14 protein-coding genes and 1 tRNA gene are annotated in these 21,235 nt (G+C 44.7%); 4 read left to right on the top strand and 11 right to left on the bottom strand.

What is annotated here, in order from left to right:
- Positions 1-48: 48 nt before the first annotated feature.
- From QQL60_RS10770 to QQL60_RS10760, 3 genes are all read right to left on the bottom strand, one after another.
- Positions 49-1,014 carry an ABC transporter substrate-binding protein gene (locus QQL60_RS10770; protein WP_284723294.1) on the bottom strand — a complete coding sequence of 322 codons (966 nt, stop codon included), beginning with the start codon at positions 1,012-1,014 and terminating at the stop codon, positions 49-51.
- 469 nt (positions 1,015-1,483) lie between these two features.
- The gene (locus tag QQL60_RS10765; protein ID WP_284723293.1) at positions 1,484-2,680 is read right to left on the bottom strand and encodes a porin; all 1,197 of its coding nucleotides are present in this window, start codon (positions 2,678-2,680) and stop codon (positions 1,484-1,486) included.
- Between the two features lie 319 nt (positions 2,681-2,999).
- Positions 3,000-3,075: transfer RNA gene (locus QQL60_RS10760), tRNA-Phe, on the bottom strand.
- Positions 3,076-3,214: 139 nt separating this feature from the next.
- Between QQL60_RS10760 and QQL60_RS10755 the strand changes: the two genes are divergently transcribed.
- Positions 3,215-4,306: an efflux RND transporter periplasmic adaptor subunit gene (locus tag QQL60_RS10755; protein WP_284723292.1), complete on the top strand. Its 1,092-nt coding sequence runs from the start codon at positions 3,215-3,217 to the stop codon at positions 4,304-4,306.
- A gap of 41 nt (positions 4,307-4,347) precedes the next feature.
- Positions 4,348-7,464 carry an efflux RND transporter permease subunit gene (locus tag QQL60_RS10750; protein WP_284723291.1) on the top strand — a complete coding sequence of 1,039 codons (3,117 nt, stop codon included), beginning with the start codon at positions 4,348-4,350 and terminating at the stop codon, positions 7,462-7,464.
- 70 nt (positions 7,465-7,534) lie between these two features.
- On the opposite strand, the gene QQL60_RS10745 is transcribed toward QQL60_RS10750, so the two are convergent.
- From QQL60_RS10745 to QQL60_RS10725, 5 genes are all read right to left on the bottom strand, one after another.
- A complete protein-coding gene (locus QQL60_RS10745) occupies positions 7,535-8,641 on the bottom strand; it encodes a hypothetical protein (RefSeq protein ID WP_284723290.1) in 1,107 nt (368 codons plus the stop codon).
- Between the two features lie 28 nt (positions 8,642-8,669).
- Complete coding sequence (gene mutL / locus QQL60_RS10740) at positions 8,670-10,331, bottom strand: DNA mismatch repair endonuclease MutL (protein ID WP_284451684.1); 1,662 nt, start codon at positions 10,329-10,331, stop codon at positions 8,670-8,672.
- A gap of 33 nt (positions 10,332-10,364) precedes the next feature.
- Positions 10,365-11,711: an N-acetylmuramoyl-L-alanine amidase gene (locus QQL60_RS10735; RefSeq protein ID WP_040576642.1), complete on the bottom strand. Its 1,347-nt coding sequence runs from the start codon at positions 11,709-11,711 to the stop codon at positions 10,365-10,367.
- A gap of 98 nt (positions 11,712-11,809) precedes the next feature.
- Entirely contained in the window at positions 11,810-12,265 is a 456-nt protein-coding gene (tsaE, locus tag QQL60_RS10730; RefSeq protein ID WP_007147010.1) for a tRNA (adenosine(37)-N6)-threonylcarbamoyltransferase complex ATPase subunit type 1 TsaE, read from the bottom strand.
- A gap of 9 nt (positions 12,266-12,274) precedes the next feature.
- Positions 12,275-13,756 carry an NAD(P)H-hydrate dehydratase gene (locus QQL60_RS10725; RefSeq protein WP_284451685.1) on the bottom strand — a complete coding sequence of 494 codons (1,482 nt, stop codon included), beginning with the start codon at positions 13,754-13,756 and terminating at the stop codon, positions 12,275-12,277.
- A 44-nt stretch (positions 13,757-13,800) separates the two neighbouring features.
- Here QQL60_RS10725 and queG point away from each other — a divergent pair, with 44 nt between their 5' ends.
- Positions 13,801-14,871, top strand: coding sequence for a tRNA epoxyqueuosine(34) reductase QueG (gene queG / locus QQL60_RS10720; RefSeq protein WP_284723289.1), 1,071 nt, complete (start codon positions 13,801-13,803; stop codon positions 14,869-14,871).
- Positions 14,872-14,925: 54 nt separating this feature from the next.
- The gene (locus tag QQL60_RS10715; protein WP_284723288.1) at positions 14,926-16,863 is read left to right on the top strand and encodes a methyl-accepting chemotaxis protein; all 1,938 of its coding nucleotides are present in this window, start codon (positions 14,926-14,928) and stop codon (positions 16,861-16,863) included.
- Here QQL60_RS10715 and QQL60_RS10710 read toward each other — a convergent pair whose 3' ends face one another.
- Genes QQL60_RS10710 through QQL60_RS10700 form a run of 3 tightly spaced genes read right to left on the bottom strand, consistent with a single transcriptional unit; the run spans position 16,864 to position 21,231 of the window.
- Positions 16,864-18,243 (bottom strand): sensor histidine kinase, encoded by a 1,380-nt coding sequence (locus QQL60_RS10710; RefSeq protein WP_284451687.1) that lies wholly within the window; start codon positions 18,241-18,243, stop codon positions 16,864-16,866.
- A 58-nt stretch (positions 18,244-18,301) separates the two neighbouring features.
- Positions 18,302-19,693: a deoxyribodipyrimidine photo-lyase gene (gene phrB, locus QQL60_RS10705; RefSeq protein WP_284723287.1), complete on the bottom strand. Its 1,392-nt coding sequence runs from the start codon at positions 19,691-19,693 to the stop codon at positions 18,302-18,304.
- Complete coding sequence (locus QQL60_RS10700; RefSeq protein ID WP_284723286.1) at positions 19,693-21,231, bottom strand: cryptochrome/photolyase family protein; 1,539 nt, start codon at positions 21,229-21,231, stop codon at positions 19,693-19,695. Before QQL60_RS10700 ends, phrB begins: the two co-directional genes overlap by 1 nt.
- Between the last annotated feature and the right edge of the window lie 4 nt (positions 21,232-21,235).

Raw genomic sequence — 21,235 nt, 5'->3', positions numbered from 1 at the left:
ATCAGGAGGAGAGAGGTACCGACAGAAATGCCGGTACCCGTTAACGGTTTACTCGCCTAGTAAAAGGGAGGGATCAATATAATTTTCGACAGTCTGCTTATCTGCATAAACTTTATTGTCGACATTAAACTTGTCCGCAATTTCAGTTGAACCATACAAAGAACCGAAACCATCCGCTTTTTTCATAAAGGCCTGTGCTTCTTCTTTGGTCAAAATCTTTGTGCCATCGATAAAGGCTTTATAAACCTCAGGTTCGACACCAACTCGCGCAGCCATGATGCTGATGGCATCATCACGTGTTTTAGGGTCATTTAAGTAATCAACGGCCATATACCAGGCTTCAATGACTTTTTTCCATTCATCTTTGTGAGCCGCTAAGCTTGATGGTGATACCGCGAGCACATCATAGATCAGGCCTGGTTCATCAGCACTGGTGTAGATAGGTTTAGAGCCTGGAACCAGTTGCAAAGCCTGTCCGGAGTTTGGTTGCCAAGCACCGATGGCATCAACTTGGCCTGATGCCAATACTTGTGGTGTTTCATTGGTCGGGACATTGACTAACTCAACATCACTTTCTGTCATACCGGCTTTTTCCAAGCCATTTAAAAGCAATAAATGATCAACAAAGCCCAGTTCAACACCGACTTTTTTACCTTTCAGATCGGTGATGGAATTAATGCCAGGTGCGCCAACAATCATATCGTTGCCATTGCTGTAATCATTAATCAAAATCATCACATTCTGTGCACCAGTTGCGCCTGTTACCAGAGCATCACCATTGGTCATGGTGACCGCATCTAACTGACCTGCAGCAAAAGCATCCATACTGGCCACATAATCAAACCATTCAAATTGCACATCCACGCCGACTTTTTCGAACATGTGCTTTTCAATAGCAATTTCCCAAGCAACCCAGCCTGGCCAGTCACTGTAGCCAATTTTCAATGGTTCAGCGTTAGCATTTCCTGCGAGTAAGAAACCTGCAAAAAGAGAGAGAAATAGTCTTTTTTTCATTTTTAGATACCCCGGTTAGTATTACGATTTACCAATTTGGTAATACTGACAGTTGCACTATGTATGCCAGTACGATGGTAATGGAGTGTAAGAGGAGAATATTTACTTTTTCATGAATTAACAGAATGACTGGGTAAGCCTGATAGAAGGTGCTTTGCGCAAAGCGAATAGGCTATTAAAAGAATAAAAAGATGATTGGAGACGGTTAATTTTTTATTTTGAAGGCGATGCAAAAAGAAGGTTGGTTTTATTCTTTTGCACTAAAAAGAATCATCAGCGCATCAATAAGCCCCAAAATTGGGCGAGTTAATCTTCATCTGATGAAGTTAATAGCCCGAATACCCCAGCAGAAATAGGGCAGGATGTATTGAATAATTAAGAATGATAGCGATAAAAAAAGCCCCAACCCGAAGGTTGAGGCTCTTTTATTAAGCTTTGAATCAATTCAAATGAATTGTTTCAGATTAGCTTACCAGCTGATGAAACCACCAACTGAGAACACATCTGTGTCAGCATCTGATGTGTTGTCATGGAATTCAGTTTCCATTTGTGAGTATTCAGCAACCAGTTTCAGGTTAGCTGTCACATCATGATAAATACCAACAGTTGTCATGCTACGTGTGTCGATATTGTAGGCTGCTGCTACTGAACCATTTTTCTCAGCAGAAGTTTGTTCGAGTGTTGACTCACCGTAAGAGGCTTTCAACCAAGTGCTTCCACCAAAGTTGTAACCAGCTTGTACGTAGTAACCATCACCATCACGTTCATCACCGTTTAAGTCAGTTGCTGAACCGTAAGATAGACCACCTAAGTCACCTACACCAGTGTTGTCATAGTATGCTGCAACGACTTCAAAGCCAGAGAATAATACTTGACCACCAACTGTGTATGCGTGTGAATCAACAGAGCGTGTGTTACCACCGAACGTTGCGTCCACAGATTGTGACATACCATCTAACCACAATTTAGCGCTGCCACCATCAAATGCAGCTGCATAGCTTAAAGATGCTTCATAGCGAGGATCTTGTTCACCAGCGTCAACTAAGTCAAAGTCATTATTACCAGCGCCAACTTTGTCAGCATCCATTACTGCTACAGCTAATTTGAAGCCATTCATATCGTTAGAAGTCCAACGAATTTGTGAACGCCAGTTAGCATAGTCATAACCGTAACCGATACGACCTAATGTTGTGATACCGCTGTCACCACCAGTTGCACCCACACCGTATAAAGTTTGGTCTAATAAGATGTTGTTAGCAGAGTATACGCCTAACGCTTTACCTAATAAGATTTGACCAAATGAGCCATCTACAGTAGCAAACGCTTCACGTTGTTCCATTGAACTACCTTGATCACCACCTTGGTAGCTACCACCATTGGTTGATGGAGAGATAGAAACACGCGCTGCTACTTTCAAGCCATTGATTTCAGGCGCTGCTACGTTAAAACCAAAGAATGTTGGTAAAAGACCGTTTTCAACGCCAGAGTTGTCTGCGCCGCCATTGTCTGAATCAGCATATGTAAAGAATTGGTTGATGTTACCGTCAACGCTGAATTCGTAGCCGTTTTCACCACCGACAACGATTGTCGCGTTAGCTGCACCAGCAGCTGTTAATGCTGCTGCACCGACTAATGTAGCCAGTGTTGATTTTTTTAATAATTTCATTCTGTTTCACCTTCTAATTGTTAACAGATTACTTTAAGTCTCTCTCGTAACCGGAGTTTGTCTCGGTTGTTAGCTATTTTGCATATAAAAAAATCTATTGCAACACTTTTACAACAATTTTTTTTATTTTGACGAGAAAATCACATTTCTGTGTTTTTTTTACCACAGATATTATGGTATCTGTTAACGAATGTATTGATACATTGCGGTCTGAGGGGCTGGGGCCAAAACGATAATTTGCTGTGGAAATTATGCAACAGAAATAACAGGCAATAAAAAACCCAGCTTCTTTTCAGAATTCTGGGTTCTTTAAAATCCATGGTGGCTCGACCTGGAATCGAACCAGGGACACAGGGATTTTCAATCCCTTGCTCTACCAACTGAGCTATCGAGCCGATAAGGGTGCGTATTAAACCCTCTGACAGTAATGATGTCAAGGGGAAATCATCATTAATTCTATTCCGGACTTGTCCGGTGAAGAGGGGCATGCTCTAATGACCAGCTATTTTTATTGATTATTCAATGGATAACTGAATGTCGGCATCAAGTAAAAAGTGGTTCTGGTCGTTGATAATTCTGGCTGCTCTTGCATTTATTGTAGTGGGGATTTTATCGGATACATCCTGGACTGAGCGATTTAAAACGTTTATTTCCAGTCAGCACCAGGCGGATAGTGATGACGACGATGACGAGATTGAACAAGACGATGATGTAAATCGACCTCTGATTGTCAAACTAGATGAGGAAACAGCCCCTTATACCGGTATTCAAACGCTTAAGCTGACTAAGAGCTTATTGTTCCCTGAATTTAAAGCCTATGCCGAAGTGGTGGATATTCGTGAGCTGATTCAATGGCGCTCACGACTCAATCAGCTTCGTTCGGCTGTCACCATCGCAAAGGTGACTGAAAATGCAGATCGACTCGAGTGGGAAAGGTTGAAAAAGTTGGCTAAGGGCACCGGAAGTGTAGCCAGTAAAAATGTGATTTATGCAGAAACTAGTTGGCGTGAGGCAAAAGCCAATCTCGACTCTGCGGAGTTTCAACTGGAAGATGCAAAAACAGAGCTGATACAAAGTTGGGGCGAATCCATAGCTAACTGGGTCATGGATAAATCGTCCAAAGAGCTGGAGAGACTAATCAATCGTCATGACACATTATTGATGGTAACCCTGCCGATGGAATCGTCTTTACCAGCCGATGTGAATGTGATTCGGGTTTCACGTGCCGGCGACCGTGCATCAGCAAGAAAAGCCTATTTCGTTTCCCCAGCCTATATCAGTGCAAAACAAATCCAGGGTGAAACCTATTACTTCCGGATCGCGACTGGCAAGCTTCGTCTCGGGATGCGTTTGGATGCCTGGATTCCAGAAAATAGTGATCCTGATTCTGGTTTCCATATTCCGGATGAAGCGATCGTCTGGTATTCAGGACAACCATGGGCGTATATCCAACTGGATGACACCAGCTATAAACGCATTCCTTTGAGTGATGGCAAGCTGGTCGCTGGAGGCATTTTTATTCAGGATGAGTTTGAAGAAGGAAATCAACTGGTGATTTCAGGCGCACAAATGTTGTTATCCGAAGAGTTCCGCTGGCAGATTCATGATGAGGACGATGATGATTAAACACGCCTTCTGTAATTGTCTGCTGACTGAGGTGTTGCTGTATGTTGTCTAAAGTCGTTGCTTTCTCAGTGCGCTTTCGGGGGGTGGTCGTGGCGTTAGCCTCCATGCTGTTGATCTATGGCATATATAAGCTATCTAATTCCAGCCTGGATATCTTTCCAGAATTTGCACCCAAACAAGTCATTATTCAAACAGAAGCGCAGGGGCTGACGGCTGAGCAAGTCGAAGTGTTGGTGACCCAGCCTTTAGAAAATGCCCTGGGTGGGCTGGTGGGTATGGAGTCTATCCGCTCACAATCTATCCCAAGCCTTTCGGTACTGATTCTGACGTTTTACGACAGTACAGATATTTATCTGGACAGACAGTTAGTGTCTGAACGCTTGTTAGGCTTGAAAGATGCTCTGCCTGCAGGTGTTGGGTCGCCATTAATGGTGCCGTTAGAGTCCTCGTCGGGCACGATTATGACCATTGGTCTGACCTCGGACTCACAAGACTTAATGACACTGCGCTCACTTGTTGACTGGACGCTTGCTCCGCGGTTATTGAGTGTAGATGGTGTGGCAGATATTAATGTATTTGGTGGTCATGAACGCCAATTACAAATTCAAATTGACCCCAGCAAATTAGCGAAATATGGCATTTCACTCGATGAAGTGATGACTGTGGCCCAGCAAGCCACCGGCATTATGGGAACGGGTTTTATTGAAAATCGGAATCAGCGGATGACCATTCAAGTCAGTGGACAACCGCTTAATGCCAAGCAATTAGCCAAAGTTGTTGTCAGAAAACAGGACAATACTGTTTTACGGCTAGGCGATATTGCAGCAGTGAAAGAAGCACCTGCGCCAACTATTGGTGGTGCGGCTATTGGCGGTAAACCCGCTGTTGTTCTGATGGTGATCGGGCAATACAAAGCGAACACTTTGGCGGTGACCGAAGGTATTGAAGCGGCTTTAGATGAATTCAAAGATGGCTTTGCTGCGGAAGGTGTGGTCTTGCATGATGACTTATTCCGGCCTGCAAATTACATCCAGACCTCCTTGCATAATATTCAAGAGCATCTGATGGTCGGTGGTGGGCTGGTCATGCTGGTGCTGATTTTGTTTTTATTTAATATCCGTACCGCTGTTATTTCGATGACCGCCATTCCTCTGTCATTATTTACGGCCATGATTGTGCTGTTAGAGTTTGGCATCAACATCAATATTATGGTGTTGGGTGGCCTGGCGATTGCGCTGGGTGAAGTGGTGGATGACGCCATCATTGATACTGAGAATATCTTTCGTCGCTTACGACAAAACGCGCTACTCGCGAAGCCAAAACCTGCGATGGAAGTGGTGTATCAAGCGTCGATGGAGGTACGGAGTTCCGTCGTCTATGCCAGCTTTATTGTGATGCTGGTATTTGTGCCCTTATTGACCTTGAGTGGGGTTGCCGGACGAATGTTTGAGCCGTTGGGTGAAGCCTATATTCTGGCTATTTTTGCCTCATTAGCGGTGGCATTAACGGTAACCCCGGCGCTTTGCCATATCTTGCTGACCCGGGCGGGAGATGTCAGTCATGACGAGCCACCATTGGTGAGGATGATTAAACCTGTTTATGGCCGTCTTTTATCATCGATAAGCCGTTTTCCAAGAGTGACATTATTGGGTGTGCTTGGGTTTTGTTTAGCGGGCTTAGCAATACTGCCTTTTTTAGGAGGAAGTTTTTTACCCGAGTTACGCGAAGGTCATTACATTATTCATACTGCCAGTGTGCCTGGGACATCCATTGAAGAATCCTTGCGAATCGGCGGCCGTATTGAGCAACGTGTGGCGGAAATACCCGGTGTTCGTTCAACGTCACAATGGGCGGGGCGTGCTGAGCGTGGTGCGGATACCTTTGGTACCCACTACAGCGAGTATGAAGTGGATCTGGAACCGATGGATGGTCCATCACAACAGCGGGTTCTGGATGAAATTCGTGAGATCTTAGAAGCGTTTCCCGGTGTGAATTCAGAAGTGAATACGTTTTTAACCGAACGTATTGATGAAACGATTTCTGGTTATACCTCACCGATTGTGGTGAATATTTATGGCAAAGATCTGGATGCTTTAGATCAGACAGCACAAGAAGTTGCCAAAGTTATCAGGGACATTGATGGCGCGGCAGATGTACAGTTGCGTGCGCCACCTGGCGAGCCTCAGCTCGAGGTTAGGCTGGATTTAGACAAACTGGCCTATTGGGGCTTACGTCCTGCTCAGGTGATGCAGGCTGTTAAAACAGGCTTTGATGGTGCTGTAGTCGGCCAGGTCTATGAAGGCAATCAGGTGTTTGATGTGGTTGTGGTTCTGCCCGAAAGATTGCGTCGACAACCCCAACAATTAAGAAATTTACCCATTCAGACACCTGATGGGGTGATGTTGCGCTTGCAGGATATTGCGACCATTCAACAGGTCTCTGGACGTCATATGATTCAGCATCGCGGATCACAGCGTTTACAGACCGTCACTGCCAATGTCACCGATCGTGATTTAAGCTCTTTCTTCGCTGAGCTTAAGCAACGGGTTCATGAGGAAGTGGCATTTACAGCGGATATTTATCCCGAATTTACGGGCGCAGCGGTAGCACAAGCACAATCGCGAGAGGATTTAATTGTGCATTCCACCTTGGCGGGTGTAGCGGTGTTATTGTTACTTTTTGTGGCATTACAAAGCTTTCGTAATATGTTGCTGGTGTTAATCAACTTACCGTTTTCTTTAGTCGGCGGCGTGCTGGCCGTAGTATTAACGAATGGCGTCTTGTCTATCGGTTCATTAGTCGGTTTTGTCACTCTTTTTGGGATTACCTTGCGTAATGCGATTATGTTGGTGTCACATTATCAATATATGGTGAAAGAAGAAGGGGCCGAATGGAATTTGGATACCGCCATTCGTGGTGCTCAGGAGCGTTTACCATCGATTCTGATTACCGCTTTAGTGACGGCGCTGGCGATGTTACCGATTGCAATGAACTCAGATAGCCCCGGCCGTGAAATCATGGGACCCATGGCCAGTATTATCATTGGCGGCTTGATCTCATCGACGATATTGAATTTACTAGTGCTGCCAAGCGTGATGTTGCGCTATGGACGATTTAACGCTGACAAGGAAAGCGAGTCAGGTGTAAACACCATTTAATCAAACGGGATTAAAAAGGCCACACCAATAATCAGCAACACAACAACAAAAAAGGCGATTTCTAAAATCATCAGTGAATAGCAAACGTTTCTGCTTGTTCGTTTCGTTGATCAGCAAAGAATTGATAGATTTGTTTTAACTCATCATTGGAGAAGTGAATCAAAATCAGTTGCTGTCCAGGATAGATAAGATCCGGATTATGCCCCATCGTGCTGGTGGTGTAGTTATAGATGTAGCTGGATTCCACTTTATTATTCAGTATCTTGCCAAGAAATGAGCTTAGGCCGGTGGGTAAAGGTTCATCGGCATCAGCAGGAATGGTGACTCGGACCAAATCTTTATTAATGCCTATGCCTTCAAGGGTTAGGCCCTGGCGAAAACGCTGAATCAAACCTGACTGAATAATGCCCCATAATCCCTGACGATCGGCTTCGGTAACGCGATGCAGGTAAAACAATGCGTTGTCATCCAAACCTCCGGATTTGACAATATCATTCACTGACAACTCGATAGAGCCGCGATCGATTTCTGCGTGAATGGCCTGCTTGGGGGAGAGTTCGGATTGTGATAATTGACCAATCGTGGTTTTTTTCTGAATGGGCTGTTTGTTAATCACGGTAATTTGTGCATTTTTATCGACATTATTATCGTTTATTAAATCTATCAATGGGCTTTGTTGCTGGCTGCCGTCAGCTTTTTCTATGGTGACAATCGTGTTTTTATCTTCAGTGCTGTCATCAAGTGCCTGTATGGTCGTCTGTTGTTTTTCGGTCTCGGTGTATTCGATGGTGACAGGGGTGTCAGGACTAAGGCTTTTATCGGCTAGTAGCTGACCGATAGTTGTGTCACGTTTTTCTACTTTTGGAATCACAATCGTACCGTCTTTACGGACGAACTCACCCTGTTTGCCATCCAGCGTGACAGCTTTACTACCCAGGTGGTCAACAAATTGTTCAGCTTCTTTCTCAGTAATCGCTTGTTGATCTTCGGGAGGTGCAACAGGTTCGATGGTGACTTCTTCTATTTGCGGATCTTCAATTTCAATCGGGGGCGAAACGGTGTGCTCGGTGCGGGAGGGTTGTAAGTCAGCAAAAAGTAAATACGCCAATCCGACCAGTACGATTAAGGCAAGAATAGCCGGGACAAGGGATGGGGCTGAACGAGCAGACTTAGCCATAATAGTTCTCTCTGAAGTTATGTCATTATTATGAAGATGAGAATAAGCCAGTCAGTAAGCTGGGATCAAGTTTACGATAGCACTGTGTTTTTTCAATGCTATTACTGAGTACCTGTTCGATAATCGGTTTTGCCTGTTCAAGGTTATGGATCGGATTATCCGGTATTAAGCGTATCAGTTCATCGGTGATTAACGCGTCACTATCGCTGCTTTTGTCATCGAGTATTGCTGCTAAGCGGCTAACTAAATCAGGCAAGGCGACTTGCGATAAAAGAAATGGAATACGTTTAATTGTCAGCGAAGTGTCATCCACTTCAAACTCAATGCCATAAGAAGATAAACGGGTTTTAAAATTCTGGAATTTATTGATGTCTGAGACGGACAGCGGAAAACAAAGAGGGACTAGAATCGGCCTGGAGCTCACAGTGTTGTTGTGAATAGCTTGCTTAAACTGTTGTTGGCGAATACGTTTGTCCGCTTGTTGCAGATCAATCAGCGCCGGTTCTGGAGCATGAACAACAATAAAACGGTTATGTAAAATCGATGCGGCTGACCAGTCAGCTCGAACCGTCATCTTATTTTTAAGACTGGCCGATTTTTCTATCGTTGTTGTTTCTGCCTGATATGTCGACGCCTGCTCATTGATGTGTATATTTTCTGGCAGCGTTAATTCCGTCTGACGACTATTTTCTTCTTTAGTTTCTTGTAGTGCTTCCTGAATTGCCTTGTTGATAAGCCCATGGATTAAACGTGCATCTCTGAAACGGACTTCATGCTTGGTTGGATGAACATTGACATCAACACGGTCTAACGGCATGGTCAGGTATAAAACATAAGCTGCCTGGCGACCAGATGGCAGCAATTCGCCATAGGCTTGACGAATGGCATGATTAATCACCCGGTCCTTGATCACACGGCCATTGATGAAGAAATATTGCACATCGGTTTGAGCTCGGTGGGCAGAGGCTTTGCTGACCCAACCAGATAAATGAATGTCTTCAAAAGACTGTTCCAGGTAGTTGGCATCACGAACAAAGGCCTGACCACAGATTTTTACCAGTCTTTGTGAGTACGTATCAGCTGACTTGAGTGCAGGTAATTTAATCGAAGTCTGTTCATCAAAACGGGCACTGAAACCAATATCAAAGCGACTTAATGCGAGTCGATAGAAGGTGGTAATAAGATGGTGAAGCTCGGTTTTATTGCTTCGCAGAAAACGACGACGTGCCGGTAAATTAAAAAACAGTTCCGCGACACTAACGGTGGTGCCATCTGGATGAGCTGCTGGCTCTGGCTGTAACTGATCTGAACGCACTTGCCAGGCACAGTCTTGTTCGGCTTGCTTGGATGTGAGGCTTAAACGCGTCACTGAAGCGATACTGGGTAATGCTTCACCACGAAAGCCTAAGCTACCGATCACGCTGAGTTGTTCGCTGCTATGTAATTTACTGGTGGCATGACGACTTAAGGCTAAAGCTAAGTCTTCAGGGTGAATGCCACTGCCATTATCGGTGACTTTAATCAGTTGGCTTCCCGCGCCTTCAATGACGATATCAATTTGGCTTGCATCGGCATCAATACTGTTTTCAACAAGCTCTTTGAGTACGGAAGCGGGACGCTCAACGACTTCACCAGCCGCAATCTGATTGGCTAAATGAAGTGGGAGAGCGTGAATTCTGGTTTCGTTCATACGCTAGAGTTTAACGTATGGATTCAAAGAGGTTTAGGGGATTTTTAACACATCACCAATTTGAATTTCGGATGAGGCCAGATTATTGACTGATTTAATGTCTGCCATTTTGACCTGATAGCGCTGAGCAATCATGCTTAGAGTATCACCACGGCTCACAATATGTTGCTGCGGCATACTGGTTCCTGGCAGGGGGTTTTTTTGAAAATAATTACGAATGCCGACCATCATCGCATGTGCCAGTTTATTTTGATGGTTAGCATTTTTCAGTTTCTGCTCTTCTTCCGGATTAGAAATAAACGCTGTTTCAACCAGAATAGAAGGGATATCAGGCGATTTGAGCACCACAAAGGCTGCGGACTCTACATGCTTTTTGTGTACATGCCCTACGCGTTTTAGACCGGATAATACGGTTTCAGCGACTTCCAGACTGCCTTCCAAACTCGCCGTTTGAGAAAGGTCGAGTAACACCGACGCTAATAAATCGTCTTTATCTTCCAGACTGATCCCACCTGCTAAGTCAGCCGCATTCTCGCGGTCAGCAAGGATTTGAGCAGCCTCACTACTGGCACCGCGGCTGGATAGCACATAAACCGAAGAACCTCTGGCATTGCGGTTAGTGAAGGCGTCAGCATGGATAGAAATAAACATATCGGCGCCATTTTCGCGGGCACGACGAATACGTTGTCTTAAGCTGATAAATACATCACTGTCTCGTGTCAGGTAAGAACGCATTCCCGGTTCTTTATCCACCAGGTAGGCAAGCTTTTTGGCAATAGACAGGACAACGTCTTTTTCTTTGGTGCCATGAGGACCTAATGCGCCTGAATCCTGGCCGCCATGGCCGGGGTCGATGGCAATAATGATGTCCCTTCGCGGCAGAATTTTATTGGTTTTAATGATTTTTTGTTGTTGTTCAACTTTATTTGTCACGGTGGCAGCAGGCTTATTCAACGCTTCATCTTTGACTGCAGCAATGGATTGTTTGAGCTGGGCGTTTGTATAGCTTAAATCGACGACTAAACGGTTCGGATAATCTTTTTGTGGCGGTAAGGACTGAACCTGATATTGCACTTCATGTGCTAAATCCAAGACGACGCGCAGTGTGTTTTGATCATATGCGGCATAACGCACGGCTTTAATCGGTGTATTAATTAACGATGGTATGGTTAATTTGTCGCGTTGCTGAAAGCCTTTCAAATCGATGACCAGACGATCAGGATTAGCTAATGTAAACGCTTTGTAGCTGACTTTATTATCAAGATCAAAGACTAAACGGGCACTCTGGTTATCAGCAGATACACGAAGACCTTGAATCGCATCAGCCAAAGCAGGCACTGAAACATATAGTAGAAAAAAACTTAGCAGGAGACGGACCATCTCAACACCCTTATGATCACTTGGGGGTTATTTTCTCTTTGCTTAAAATTAAAATCAAGTTTTCTTTCTAAATAAATGAGATACAAAGGAAAGTTGAACTATTTGTGAAGTTTTCCACAGACTTCTTCACCCAAAGCTGTCATCGCTTGAATATCGACCTGTCTTCCTTTGGATTGATACGTCAATTGAATCATCAGATCGGGTGGCGGTAAAAAATCCTGACCCCGTTGAGCCCACTCGATCAGTGAAATGGCATTTGTGTGGAAATAGTCATCGATGCCCATAAACTCGAGTTCACCTGGGTCACTCAGCCGGTATAAATCAAAATGATAAATATCACGGTTATTGAGCTGATAATGCTCAACCAGGGTATAGGTCGGGCTTTTGACATTGCCCTGATGACCTAAAGCCTGCACAAAGCCGCGGGTAAAGGTGGTTTTCCCGGCGCCGAGTTCACCTTCAAGATGGATAGTAAAAAGCTGGGCAGGCGCAACTAAGGCGAGTTCTCTGCCTAAATCAAGCGTAGCTTGTTCGTTGTCGAGGTATCTATGCACGTTATTTTCTTATTTTGAGTTCAACAGGTGGCGGAGGTGAGGTAATAAGTCTAATGCCAGTAATCCTCGCTCTCCATGTTCTTTAGCCGCTCTGTCGGCTGCCATACCGTGAAGTATGACACCAAGGCTGGCGGCGTCAAAGAGTGACATTTTCTGCGCGAGTAATCCGCCGATAATGCCGGTCAAGGCATCTCCCATACCACCACTTGCCATACCTGGGTTGCCCGCGGTTGAGACTAGCGTTGTTTGACCATCACAAATCAGTGTGCCGGCGCCTTTAAGCACGACCACACCGCCATATTTTTGTTGAATTTGTTTAACTGCCTGAAAGCGATCGGCTTCTATCTCACTGCTGTTGGTGCCGAGTAACCTGGCTGCTTCACCTGGATGGGGCGTGAGTATCCAATTGGGCTTGTTATGGGGATGCTGACTTAATAAATTTAAGGCATCAGCATCAATGACCATCGGCTTATCTGTATTGATAAGTGTGTTAAATAAGGTTTCAGACCATGCATTTTGGCCCAGTCCCGGTCCAAAACTTATCACTGATGCTTTCGCTAATGGCGATGTTAAGTCATCAACTGAATGAATGGCTTTAACCATTAACTCCGGGCGGTCAATATTTAACCAGTTGGCATGTTCAGGATGTGTCGCAATGCTAATAAGCCCCGCCCCTGTTCGCGCGCCAGCTTCTGCACAAATCCTGGCTGCACCTGACATTCCCTGATTACCACCCACAACCAGTAAATGCCCAAAGTCTCCTTTATGGGCTGAGCGTGCTCTCGGGCTTAGAAGTGACTGATAATGTTCGAACAGAGCCAGTTTGGTTGCAGTAGGAATTGTTTCGTATACCGTATCCGGTGCATCCAAATCATTAAAATAAATGCAGCCAGATAGATTAGGTCCATCCCCAGTAAACAAGCCCTGATTCAAGCCTAAAAAACTAACGGTAACATCAGCCTGAACCGCTACTCCCATAATCTTTCCAGTATCCGCATTCAGACCGGAAGGGATGTCGATAGATAACACCGGAGTGTGGGTCTTAGCATTCACGGCTTCAATCGCTTTTGCATACTCTCCAGTGACCGGGCGATCCAAGCCTGTACCAAATAAGGCATCAACGAGGACGTCAGCGTCCTTGATGTCACCATTAAATGGTTGTGCTTGTTGGCCCGTGCTCAAAAAGCCTTGCCTGGCCTTCAAAGCTTCTTCACTCATTTTATCGGGATTACCCAGTTCGATAACATCGACATTGAAACCCTGATTAATGGCTTGATGCGCGAGATCGTAACCATCACCACCATTATTACCGGCACCACACAGCACGATGATGTATTTGGTCCGAGGCCAGGTTTTGACCAAAATATCCAGAGCGGCTTTTGCCGCACGCGACATCAGTTCGCTACCGCTAATGTGATGATCTTCAATGATGCTGCGATCAATTTCACGGGTTTGCGCTGCTGTATATAAATTGTCCGGCAGTGTGTGCATAAGATGAGTCCTGTCATTCAATGCTGACAGCTTATAATAGGTTCATGGACAAACAAAACAGTGATATCAACTGGCAAGATTTTATTGTGCGTATGCAGCGTTGGGCGCGCTCGCTTGGTTTTCAGGCATTGGGCGTCAGTGATCTTGACTTGTCTGCAGCCGATAAGCAGTTACAGAACTGGCTGGAAAAAGGTTTTCATGGCGAGATGACCTTTATGGAAAAGCATGGGAGTAAGCGCACACACCCAGCACAGCTAGTCGAGGGAACACTTAGTGTTATCAGTGTCAGAATGGATTATTGGCCAGGGCAAGCAGCCGAACCGTGGTCGGTGATTAATGACAGTGAAAAGGCGTTTGTATCACGTTATGCCCTTGGCCGTGATTATCATAAATTGATGCGAAAACGTCTCGCAAAACTGGCCGAGCATATTCAAAAAGAGGTCGGTGAGTTTGGCTATCGGGTATTTACAGATAGCGCGCCGGTCATGGAAAAAGCCATTGCCGAAAAGGCTGGACTCGGCTGGATAGGAAAACATACCAATGTACTTAATCGTGATCACGGTTCTTACTTCTTTTTAGGCGAGATTTATACCGATTTACCGCTACCGGCGACGCAGTCTGTTTCTGCTCATTGTGGCAGTTGTTCAGCTTGTATTGATATCTGTCCAACGCAAGCCATTGTTGCCCCATATGAACTGGATGCGCGTCGCTGTATTTCTTATTTAACGATTGAGTTACATGGCGCCATACCTGAAGAGTTTCGACCTTTAATGGGCAATCGAATTTATGGCTGTGATGACTGCCAGTTGATTTGTCCCTGGAACAAATATGCACAGGCCACCACGGAATCAGACTATTTACCCCGCGATGGTTTAGATGCACCTCAGCTTGTTGACCTGTTTATGTGGTCAGAGCACACTTTTTTATCTCGTCTGGAAGGGAGTCCGATACGGCGAATTGGCTATGATTGCTGGTTACGAAATATTGCGGTTGCTTTAGGGAATGCGAAAACGAGCCAGTCAGTTATTGAGGCATTACAGAGCCGCTCAAATCAGGTGTCAGATATGGTGCAGGAACACATTGACTGGGCGTTACAACAGCATCAGGTGTCATAAAGCTGTCATTGAAGCACTTTAAACTCAGCACGTTTTTGACTGCTGAGAAGTTAAGTGAAGTTATCGTTTGTTTCCCGTCTGATTACCTTTGTTATTGTTTTTGCACTTATTCTGTCATCTGCTGTGGCCGTATGGGGATGGTACCAACTGGATAAACCTTATCAAATTACTCAGGAATTCAAGCAGTATCGCAATGCCTTTGACATAGATACACGGATTTTGCTTGAGCGTTACCTGGCTTCAGGACAGGCTAATTTATTACAGGATGCAGAAAATCAGCTCGATACCATGAAAGCAAAGACGTTTGATTGGTTAAGCGAGTCAGATAATAGCGCGATTCAAGAAGGCATCGACGCATTACAAGCAGAAGTGCAGCAGGTGCGCTCTGCAGGCAAACTCTCAGCTAATCCACAAACTTTATTGATGAATAATGAACGCGAACGTAACGGTGACTTGCTGAGTTTGAACCGATATGCGGAAAAAGCAGAAGCCCCCCCTGCATCACAGATTGCTGATTTTCTTCAAGTGTTGGTAGAGCTTGAGCATAGCCTGAATCAAATTTCACTTTATCGTCAACGTTATTTTGAGACTCAGGATAAGGCGATTGAGAAAAGCTTATTAGACGAAAATCAACATTTTGCTGGCCTCGTTAATCAATTAAAAGCGATGCCGCGTTTTGGCGTCTACACAGAAGTCGATGAAGAAGCATTAATACCTGAAGAACCTGATGAGTTAGGTGATCTCAGTATCTCGTCATTGCAAAGTCTGACTCAGCGTTACGAAAAAGAACTTAACAATACTTTGGCTATGCAACAGCAAGTGACAGTCAGTAGAGAAGCGTTAAACCAGAAAATGCTAGCGTTTCAAGCAAGGCTGGCAACGTATGAAGCGCATATAGGTCAGATAAAAGCTGATATCACTCAGCGTTTGCAATGGATGATTTTATTTGCTGGACTCTTTATTGTTCCGGCCCTTTGTCTGCAGTTTGTCATGCAGAGTCGTCTGATGCGGTTTTTGCTTAAACTCGATACCTTTTTTAAAGCCATGCTCAATGGCCATTATCAGCAGAGTCTGGCATCTGAACTCGCTTTTGCTGAAACCAACTCAGTGGTCGAGGCAGCACTTCACCTTCAGCACTATCTTGGCGACTTGATAGATAAATTAGATCACCAGGCTCAGACATTGATTGATGCGAGTCGATCTTTGCAAGAAGAATCAAAGGCGACATCCACTCTTACACAGCAACAGCAGCATAGTACCGATCAAGTGGCTACTGCCGTGATGCAGTTGTCATACTCTTTTAAAGAGGTCGCCAATAATGCAACAGATGCATCAGAGCATGTTATGCAAGCAAACGAGGCAACACATTCTGCCCGGCATAAACTCAGCGAAGCATCAAACGCAACGCAACAGTTAGCTAAGGATCTACTCGATGCAGAAGCGGTTATTCATCGCTTGGAACAAAACAGTCAAAATATTCACTCTGTACTGGAAGTGATTCAGAGTGTTGCAGAACAAACCAATTTATTGGCATTAAATGCCGCTATTGAGGCCGCCAGAGCTGGTGAGCATGGCAGAGGTTTTGCCGTTGTGGCAGATGAAGTTCGATTGCTAGCATCGAGAACCACGGAGTCAACAGAAGAAATCAAAGCCATCATTGAGCAACTCACCAGTTCAGGTGCTGAGGCGACAAATATTATTGGCCGCCAGAGTTCTGCTGCGAAACGATGCGCGACACAGACTGACGAAGCAAATCTCGCCATGGCACCCGTTGTTTCTGCAATGGATAACATCACACAAATGAATTCATCGATTGCTGTGGCCACCCAACAGCAAACTGCGACTGTTGATGATATTGCCAGAGCTGCAGAGCAGATTAAATCAAGCTCCATTGATGTGAATCAACATATTGAGGGTATTGGTCAGTCTGGAAAAGGCTTAACAACTATTAGTGAAGAACTGAAATTATTAGTTGTTGCGCTGAAGCAGTGATCAGGACTCGGCATTGCTTGCTAATGGGAGTTCAAACCAAAAGGTCGAGCCAAGCTGTTCTTTACTTTGGTAGCCAATTCGTCCACCCATTGCCTCAATGAGTTTTTTGGTGATGACCAGGCCTACACCACTGCCTTCAGTGGTCGAATTTTCTTGTCCCAACCGAGAAAAACTTGAAAACAGTAATCGTTGATTTTCATGGGAAATACCTGGCCCGGTGTCAATAACCAGCACACGAAGTGAATCCGCCTGCTTTTTGTATTCGAGCATTAAACGGCCTTCCTGACGATTATATTTGATGGCATTACTGAGTAAATTGATTAGGATTTGTTTTAAACGCATGGGATCAGCATAGACAAATACCGCCGGATCGTCGGCGATCACAAACTTGATCTGCTTCTGCTTAGCCAGTGTGTCTACGAGCGAGATACAATCGGCGACGATGGCACCAATATTTGTCGGCTTGAGCGTCAAATCCAGATGGCCACTTTCGACTTTTGCCAGATCGAGCACTTGATTGACTAATGTTAGTAAGTGTTTGCTTGCTACCATAATATGATCAAGACTTTCAGCCTGCTGAGAACGAAGCGGCATTTTAGGATCGGTGGCGAGTAGTTGAGTGAAGCCTAATATGGCGTTAAGGGGGGTCCTTAACTCATGACTCATGCTGGATAAAAACTCTGTTTTGGCACGATTGGCTGTTTCAGCCTGTTCTTTTGCCATCATAAGCTCAGAAGTTTGTTGCTGAAGAATTTTGGTTAAATAGAGTGACTGCCAGTACTCTGCGTTAGCACGGGTTGCCTGTAGCAGCAAAAAAATCATATATGAAACCAGCCCAAACAATATGCTGATGGTGCTTAAGTTCCATTTAAGCACTGTGGACAAAATGATAGGCAGAAATATCATGCACAAATACATCTGAGCGAGACGTTTCCATATAAATAAACTGGTTAATGCGCCCGCACCAATCCCGATGGTAAACATCAGAATCACCATATTGGTAAACAAGGTTTGATAGAGATAAAGGCATACCGCGACATAGATACCCCATGTGGTCGCGGAAATAAAAAAGACAGCAAACAGTTGTTTTAGCCATTTATCCAGTGCTTGCGGTTGTTTTAAGAATGAAAGCACGACATACAAGCGACATAAAAAAACGATACCCATAAAAGCGAATAAGACGTAGGTAAAAAGCGGGGCATCATCAATGATGGGAGAGTAATACGCTGAAATAAGCAAGGCTAGCAATACAATTACACCACCAGGAATGGTACGTTTTGCCAGATCCTTCGCCGCTTGTTGTTGTAATTGGGTTAGTGCTTTTGGATCCAGCTTCGGCAGAGATGGATCAATATAACCGTCTGATTCACCATAGAACATAAGCGAATCATATGTTAAATCAAACGAATATCAAATACTTAGAGTGATTGTTTTGCCGTTACTTTAATGCATCAAACGCTGATATCGCTTCTTGTCGGGCTTTTTTGTAATCCACAACGGGCTCTGGATAACCAAACTCTTTTCGTTGTGCTGACGTTGGCGAATGTATCTGTTTTGCAGACAGTGATTTTAGCTCCGGTACAAACCGCCGGATAAACTCACCATCAGGATCAAATTTTTCTGATTGTCGCTGAGGATTAAAGACTCTGAAATACGGTGCCGCATCACAGCCGGTGGATGCACTCCATTGCCAGCCCCCATTATTCGCCGCAAATTCACCATCAATAAGGGTTTGCATAAAATATTTTTCGCCCTGACGCCAGTCAATAAATAAGAGTTTGGTTAAAAAGCTGGCGACGATCATTCGTAAACGGTTGTGCATCCAGCCGGTTTGATTTAATTGACGCATGGCAGCATCGACAATGGGAAAGCCCGTGTTGCCGTCACACCAGGCCTTATACGCTGACTCACTATCATTCCACACCAGATTTTCTGTTTCTGGCTTGAAGGGTTTTTCTTTATTTAACTCAGGAAAGTGGATCAGTAACTGCCGGTAAAAGTCGCGCCAGGCGAGCTCTCTTAACCAGTCATTATCCTGCCAATGCAGGTTCTGCTCTGCACAATAATATTGAATGGTATGTAATAACCGTCTTGGACCGATTCGTCCCAGCGTTAAATAAGGTGACAGAGTACTTGTTGCTGGCATCGCCGGATAATCGCGTTTATCCGGATAGGCTTTGAGTTTTTTCTGACAAAACTGTTGAAGCTTTTGCAGGATTTCAGTTTCTTGAGCGAGCCATAAATCGTCACGGTATTTGCCAGCCCAGTCAGGATTGATGTTTTTTACCTTAATAGCTTTACCTTGTTTGGCTGGTTCGTCATAAGGTGGCCGGGCTCGGTCTTCAAGAAGCGTTCGCCAGCTTCGGTAATAGGGGGTAAATACCTTATAAGGTTCCTCCTTTTGAGTAAGCACCGGCACCGGCACCAGTAAATCTGATTCTAGTGCATGGCATTCGATATGGTTTTCTAATAATGTCTGACTGACCTGTTCATCCCGACGGCTTTCATCCAAAGCTGTTTCCTGCTGAAACCACACCGCCTCAATTTTATTTTGCTGGCAAAAAGCCAGTAAAGCGTCTGCTACATCAGCAAAATAATCAACCTCTATCAACGTGAACGCTATGCCTTTCTTGGCAAGATTCTGGCAAATATCATTGATCGAGGCCGCTTTTAGCCCTAATTTGGCATCAGACTCATCATGTTGTCGCCATTGTTTGGCGGTGGCAATAAAAAGAACCTGAATATCGCCAAGTTGCTGGGCCTGTGCAATAGCTGGATTATCATCTAAACGCAGATCATTTCTTAACCAGACTAATTGTGATGCTGACATTAGGCTTCCTTGTTCATTGTATCGAGATGTTGAAATAGCCATTCGGCCCGTTCACGGATGGCTTGTTGTTCGCTGTTTGATTTTTTTGCCCAGTTTTTCGCTTGCATCGCAAGCCGAGGGTTATGGCTGATAAGCTCATTATGTTGATCAATAAAATACCAATACAGTGTAGTAAAAGGACAGGCTTTATCACCAGAAGCTTGTTTCGGATCAAACGGACAATGCTGGCAATAATTCGACATGCGGTTGATATAAGCGCCACTGGCAATATAAGGCTTACTGCCAACGATGCCGCCATCCGCATATTGGCTCATACCGATCGTATTCGGCACCTCGACCCAACTGACCGCATCCACATACATGCCAAGGTACCAGTGATGAATGTGTTTCGGATGAACTTGCCATAGCAAGGCAAATAAACCTGTCACCATTAGCCTTTGAATATGGTGACCATAACCATGATCAAGCACTTGTTTTATGGCTTGATGCAAACACTGCATATCGGTGTCTGCTGTCCAATAGAAATCGGGTAAATCACGCTCGGACTTGAGTGCATTAAACTGAAGCCAGTCTTTTCTATATGCCCAGTACAGCCCCCTAATATATTCACGCCAACCCAATATTTGTCGAATAAAGCCTTCAACGGCATTAAGCGGGGCTTTGTTATTTTTATAGGCTTGTTCAGCGGCCTCAATAACTTCCTGCGGTTGCAGTAATTTAAGGTTCAGGCTGGCGGAGAGTCGGGCATGATACAAAAAAGGCTGTTCAGTCCACATGGCATCCTGGTAATCACCAAAAAAAGGCAGGTAATGATCAATAAAATGCCGTAGTTGAATCAAGGCCTGGCGACGGGTCACTGGCCAGTTAAAAGTATCGATAGTGCCGGGCAATTGAGAGAAGTCTTTTTTTATCGTATCGATGACATCTTGTGTGATCTCATCAATGCCGTAATTAGGACTTTCCTTAATGACATCGGGACCTTGTTTGGAAAAACTTTGCCGGTTTGATTTATCAAAATTCCATTGGCCGCCCTGTGGTTTGCCATTATCTATCAAGATTTGGCGTGACTCTCGCAAATGACGATACCAGTATTCCATAGTGGGCTTTTTACGTTGTTTTAACCAGTGACTGAATTCTCCCCGTTTAGCGATAAAGTGTACGTCTTTTAACCAGTCTATCTCTAGCTGATGATGCTTAACCGCGTGTTCAATTTCCTGCATCACCAGGTAATCACCGGGGAGCACGCAGCGAACTCGATCTATCTTATGTTCAGTAAAGGTTTTTTTGAGGGCATCAGTGAACGAGCTTAAATCATCGGTAATGGGGGAATAAAGCAACTGAAAATGTTTTTTCTGTATGTCTTCGGCAAAGTGGCGCATGGCTGACAGGAACACTACGCTGCGTTGTTTATTGGAGGGCGGCTGCAGTGAGGCTTGCGATATTTCGGCCATCCAGAAAATATCATTTTTCTGATCAATATCCTGCCAGATGAGACTGTCCCAGTTAAGTTGATCACCCAGAATAAGATTGAGTCTCATGACC

This window comes from Methylophaga thalassica (genome assembly GCF_030159795.1).
GTDB classification, from domain to species: Bacteria; Pseudomonadota; Gammaproteobacteria; order Nitrosococcales; family Methylophagaceae; genus Methylophaga; species Methylophaga thalassica.
This window is presented reverse-complemented; position numbering and strand designations above follow the sequence as displayed.

Excerpts from the sequence above, each read along its gene's own strand:
- QQL60_RS10770 (WP_284723294.1), bottom strand. The coding sequence starts at position 1,014 with ATGAAAAAAAGACTATTTCTCTCTCTTTTTGCAGGTTTCTTACTCGCA.
- QQL60_RS10765 (WP_284723293.1), bottom strand. The coding sequence starts at position 2,680 with ATGAAATTATTAAAAAAATCAACACTGGCTACATTAGTCGGTGCAGCA.
- QQL60_RS10755 (WP_284723292.1), top strand. The coding sequence starts at position 3,215 with ATGTCGGCATCAAGTAAAAAGTGGTTCTGGTCGTTGATAATTCTGGCT.
- QQL60_RS10750 (WP_284723291.1), top strand. The coding sequence starts at position 4,348 with ATGTTGTCTAAAGTCGTTGCTTTCTCAGTGCGCTTTCGGGGGGTGGTC.
- QQL60_RS10745 (WP_284723290.1), bottom strand. The coding sequence starts at position 8,641 with ATGGCTAAGTCTGCTCGTTCAGCCCCATCCCTTGTCCCGGCTATTCTT.
- mutL (WP_284451684.1), bottom strand. The coding sequence starts at position 10,331 with ATGAACGAAACCAGAATTCACGCTCTCCCACTTCATTTAGCCAATCAG.
- QQL60_RS10735 (WP_040576642.1), bottom strand. The coding sequence starts at position 11,711 with ATGGTCCGTCTCCTGCTAAGTTTTTTTCTACTATATGTTTCAGTGCCT.
- QQL60_RS10725 (WP_284451685.1), bottom strand. The coding sequence starts at position 13,756 with ATGCACACACTGCCGGACAATTTATATACAGCAGCGCAAACCCGTGAA.
- queG (WP_284723289.1), top strand. The coding sequence starts at position 13,801 with ATGGACAAACAAAACAGTGATATCAACTGGCAAGATTTTATTGTGCGT.
- QQL60_RS10710 (WP_284451687.1), bottom strand. The coding sequence starts at position 18,243 with ATGTTCTATGGTGAATCAGACGGTTATATTGATCCATCTCTGCCGAAG.
- phrB (WP_284723287.1), bottom strand. The coding sequence starts at position 19,693 with ATGTCAGCATCACAATTAGTCTGGTTAAGAAATGATCTGCGTTTAGAT.
- QQL60_RS10700 (WP_284723286.1), bottom strand. The coding sequence starts at position 21,231 with ATGAGACTCAATCTTATTCTGGGTGATCAACTTAACTGGGACAGTCTC.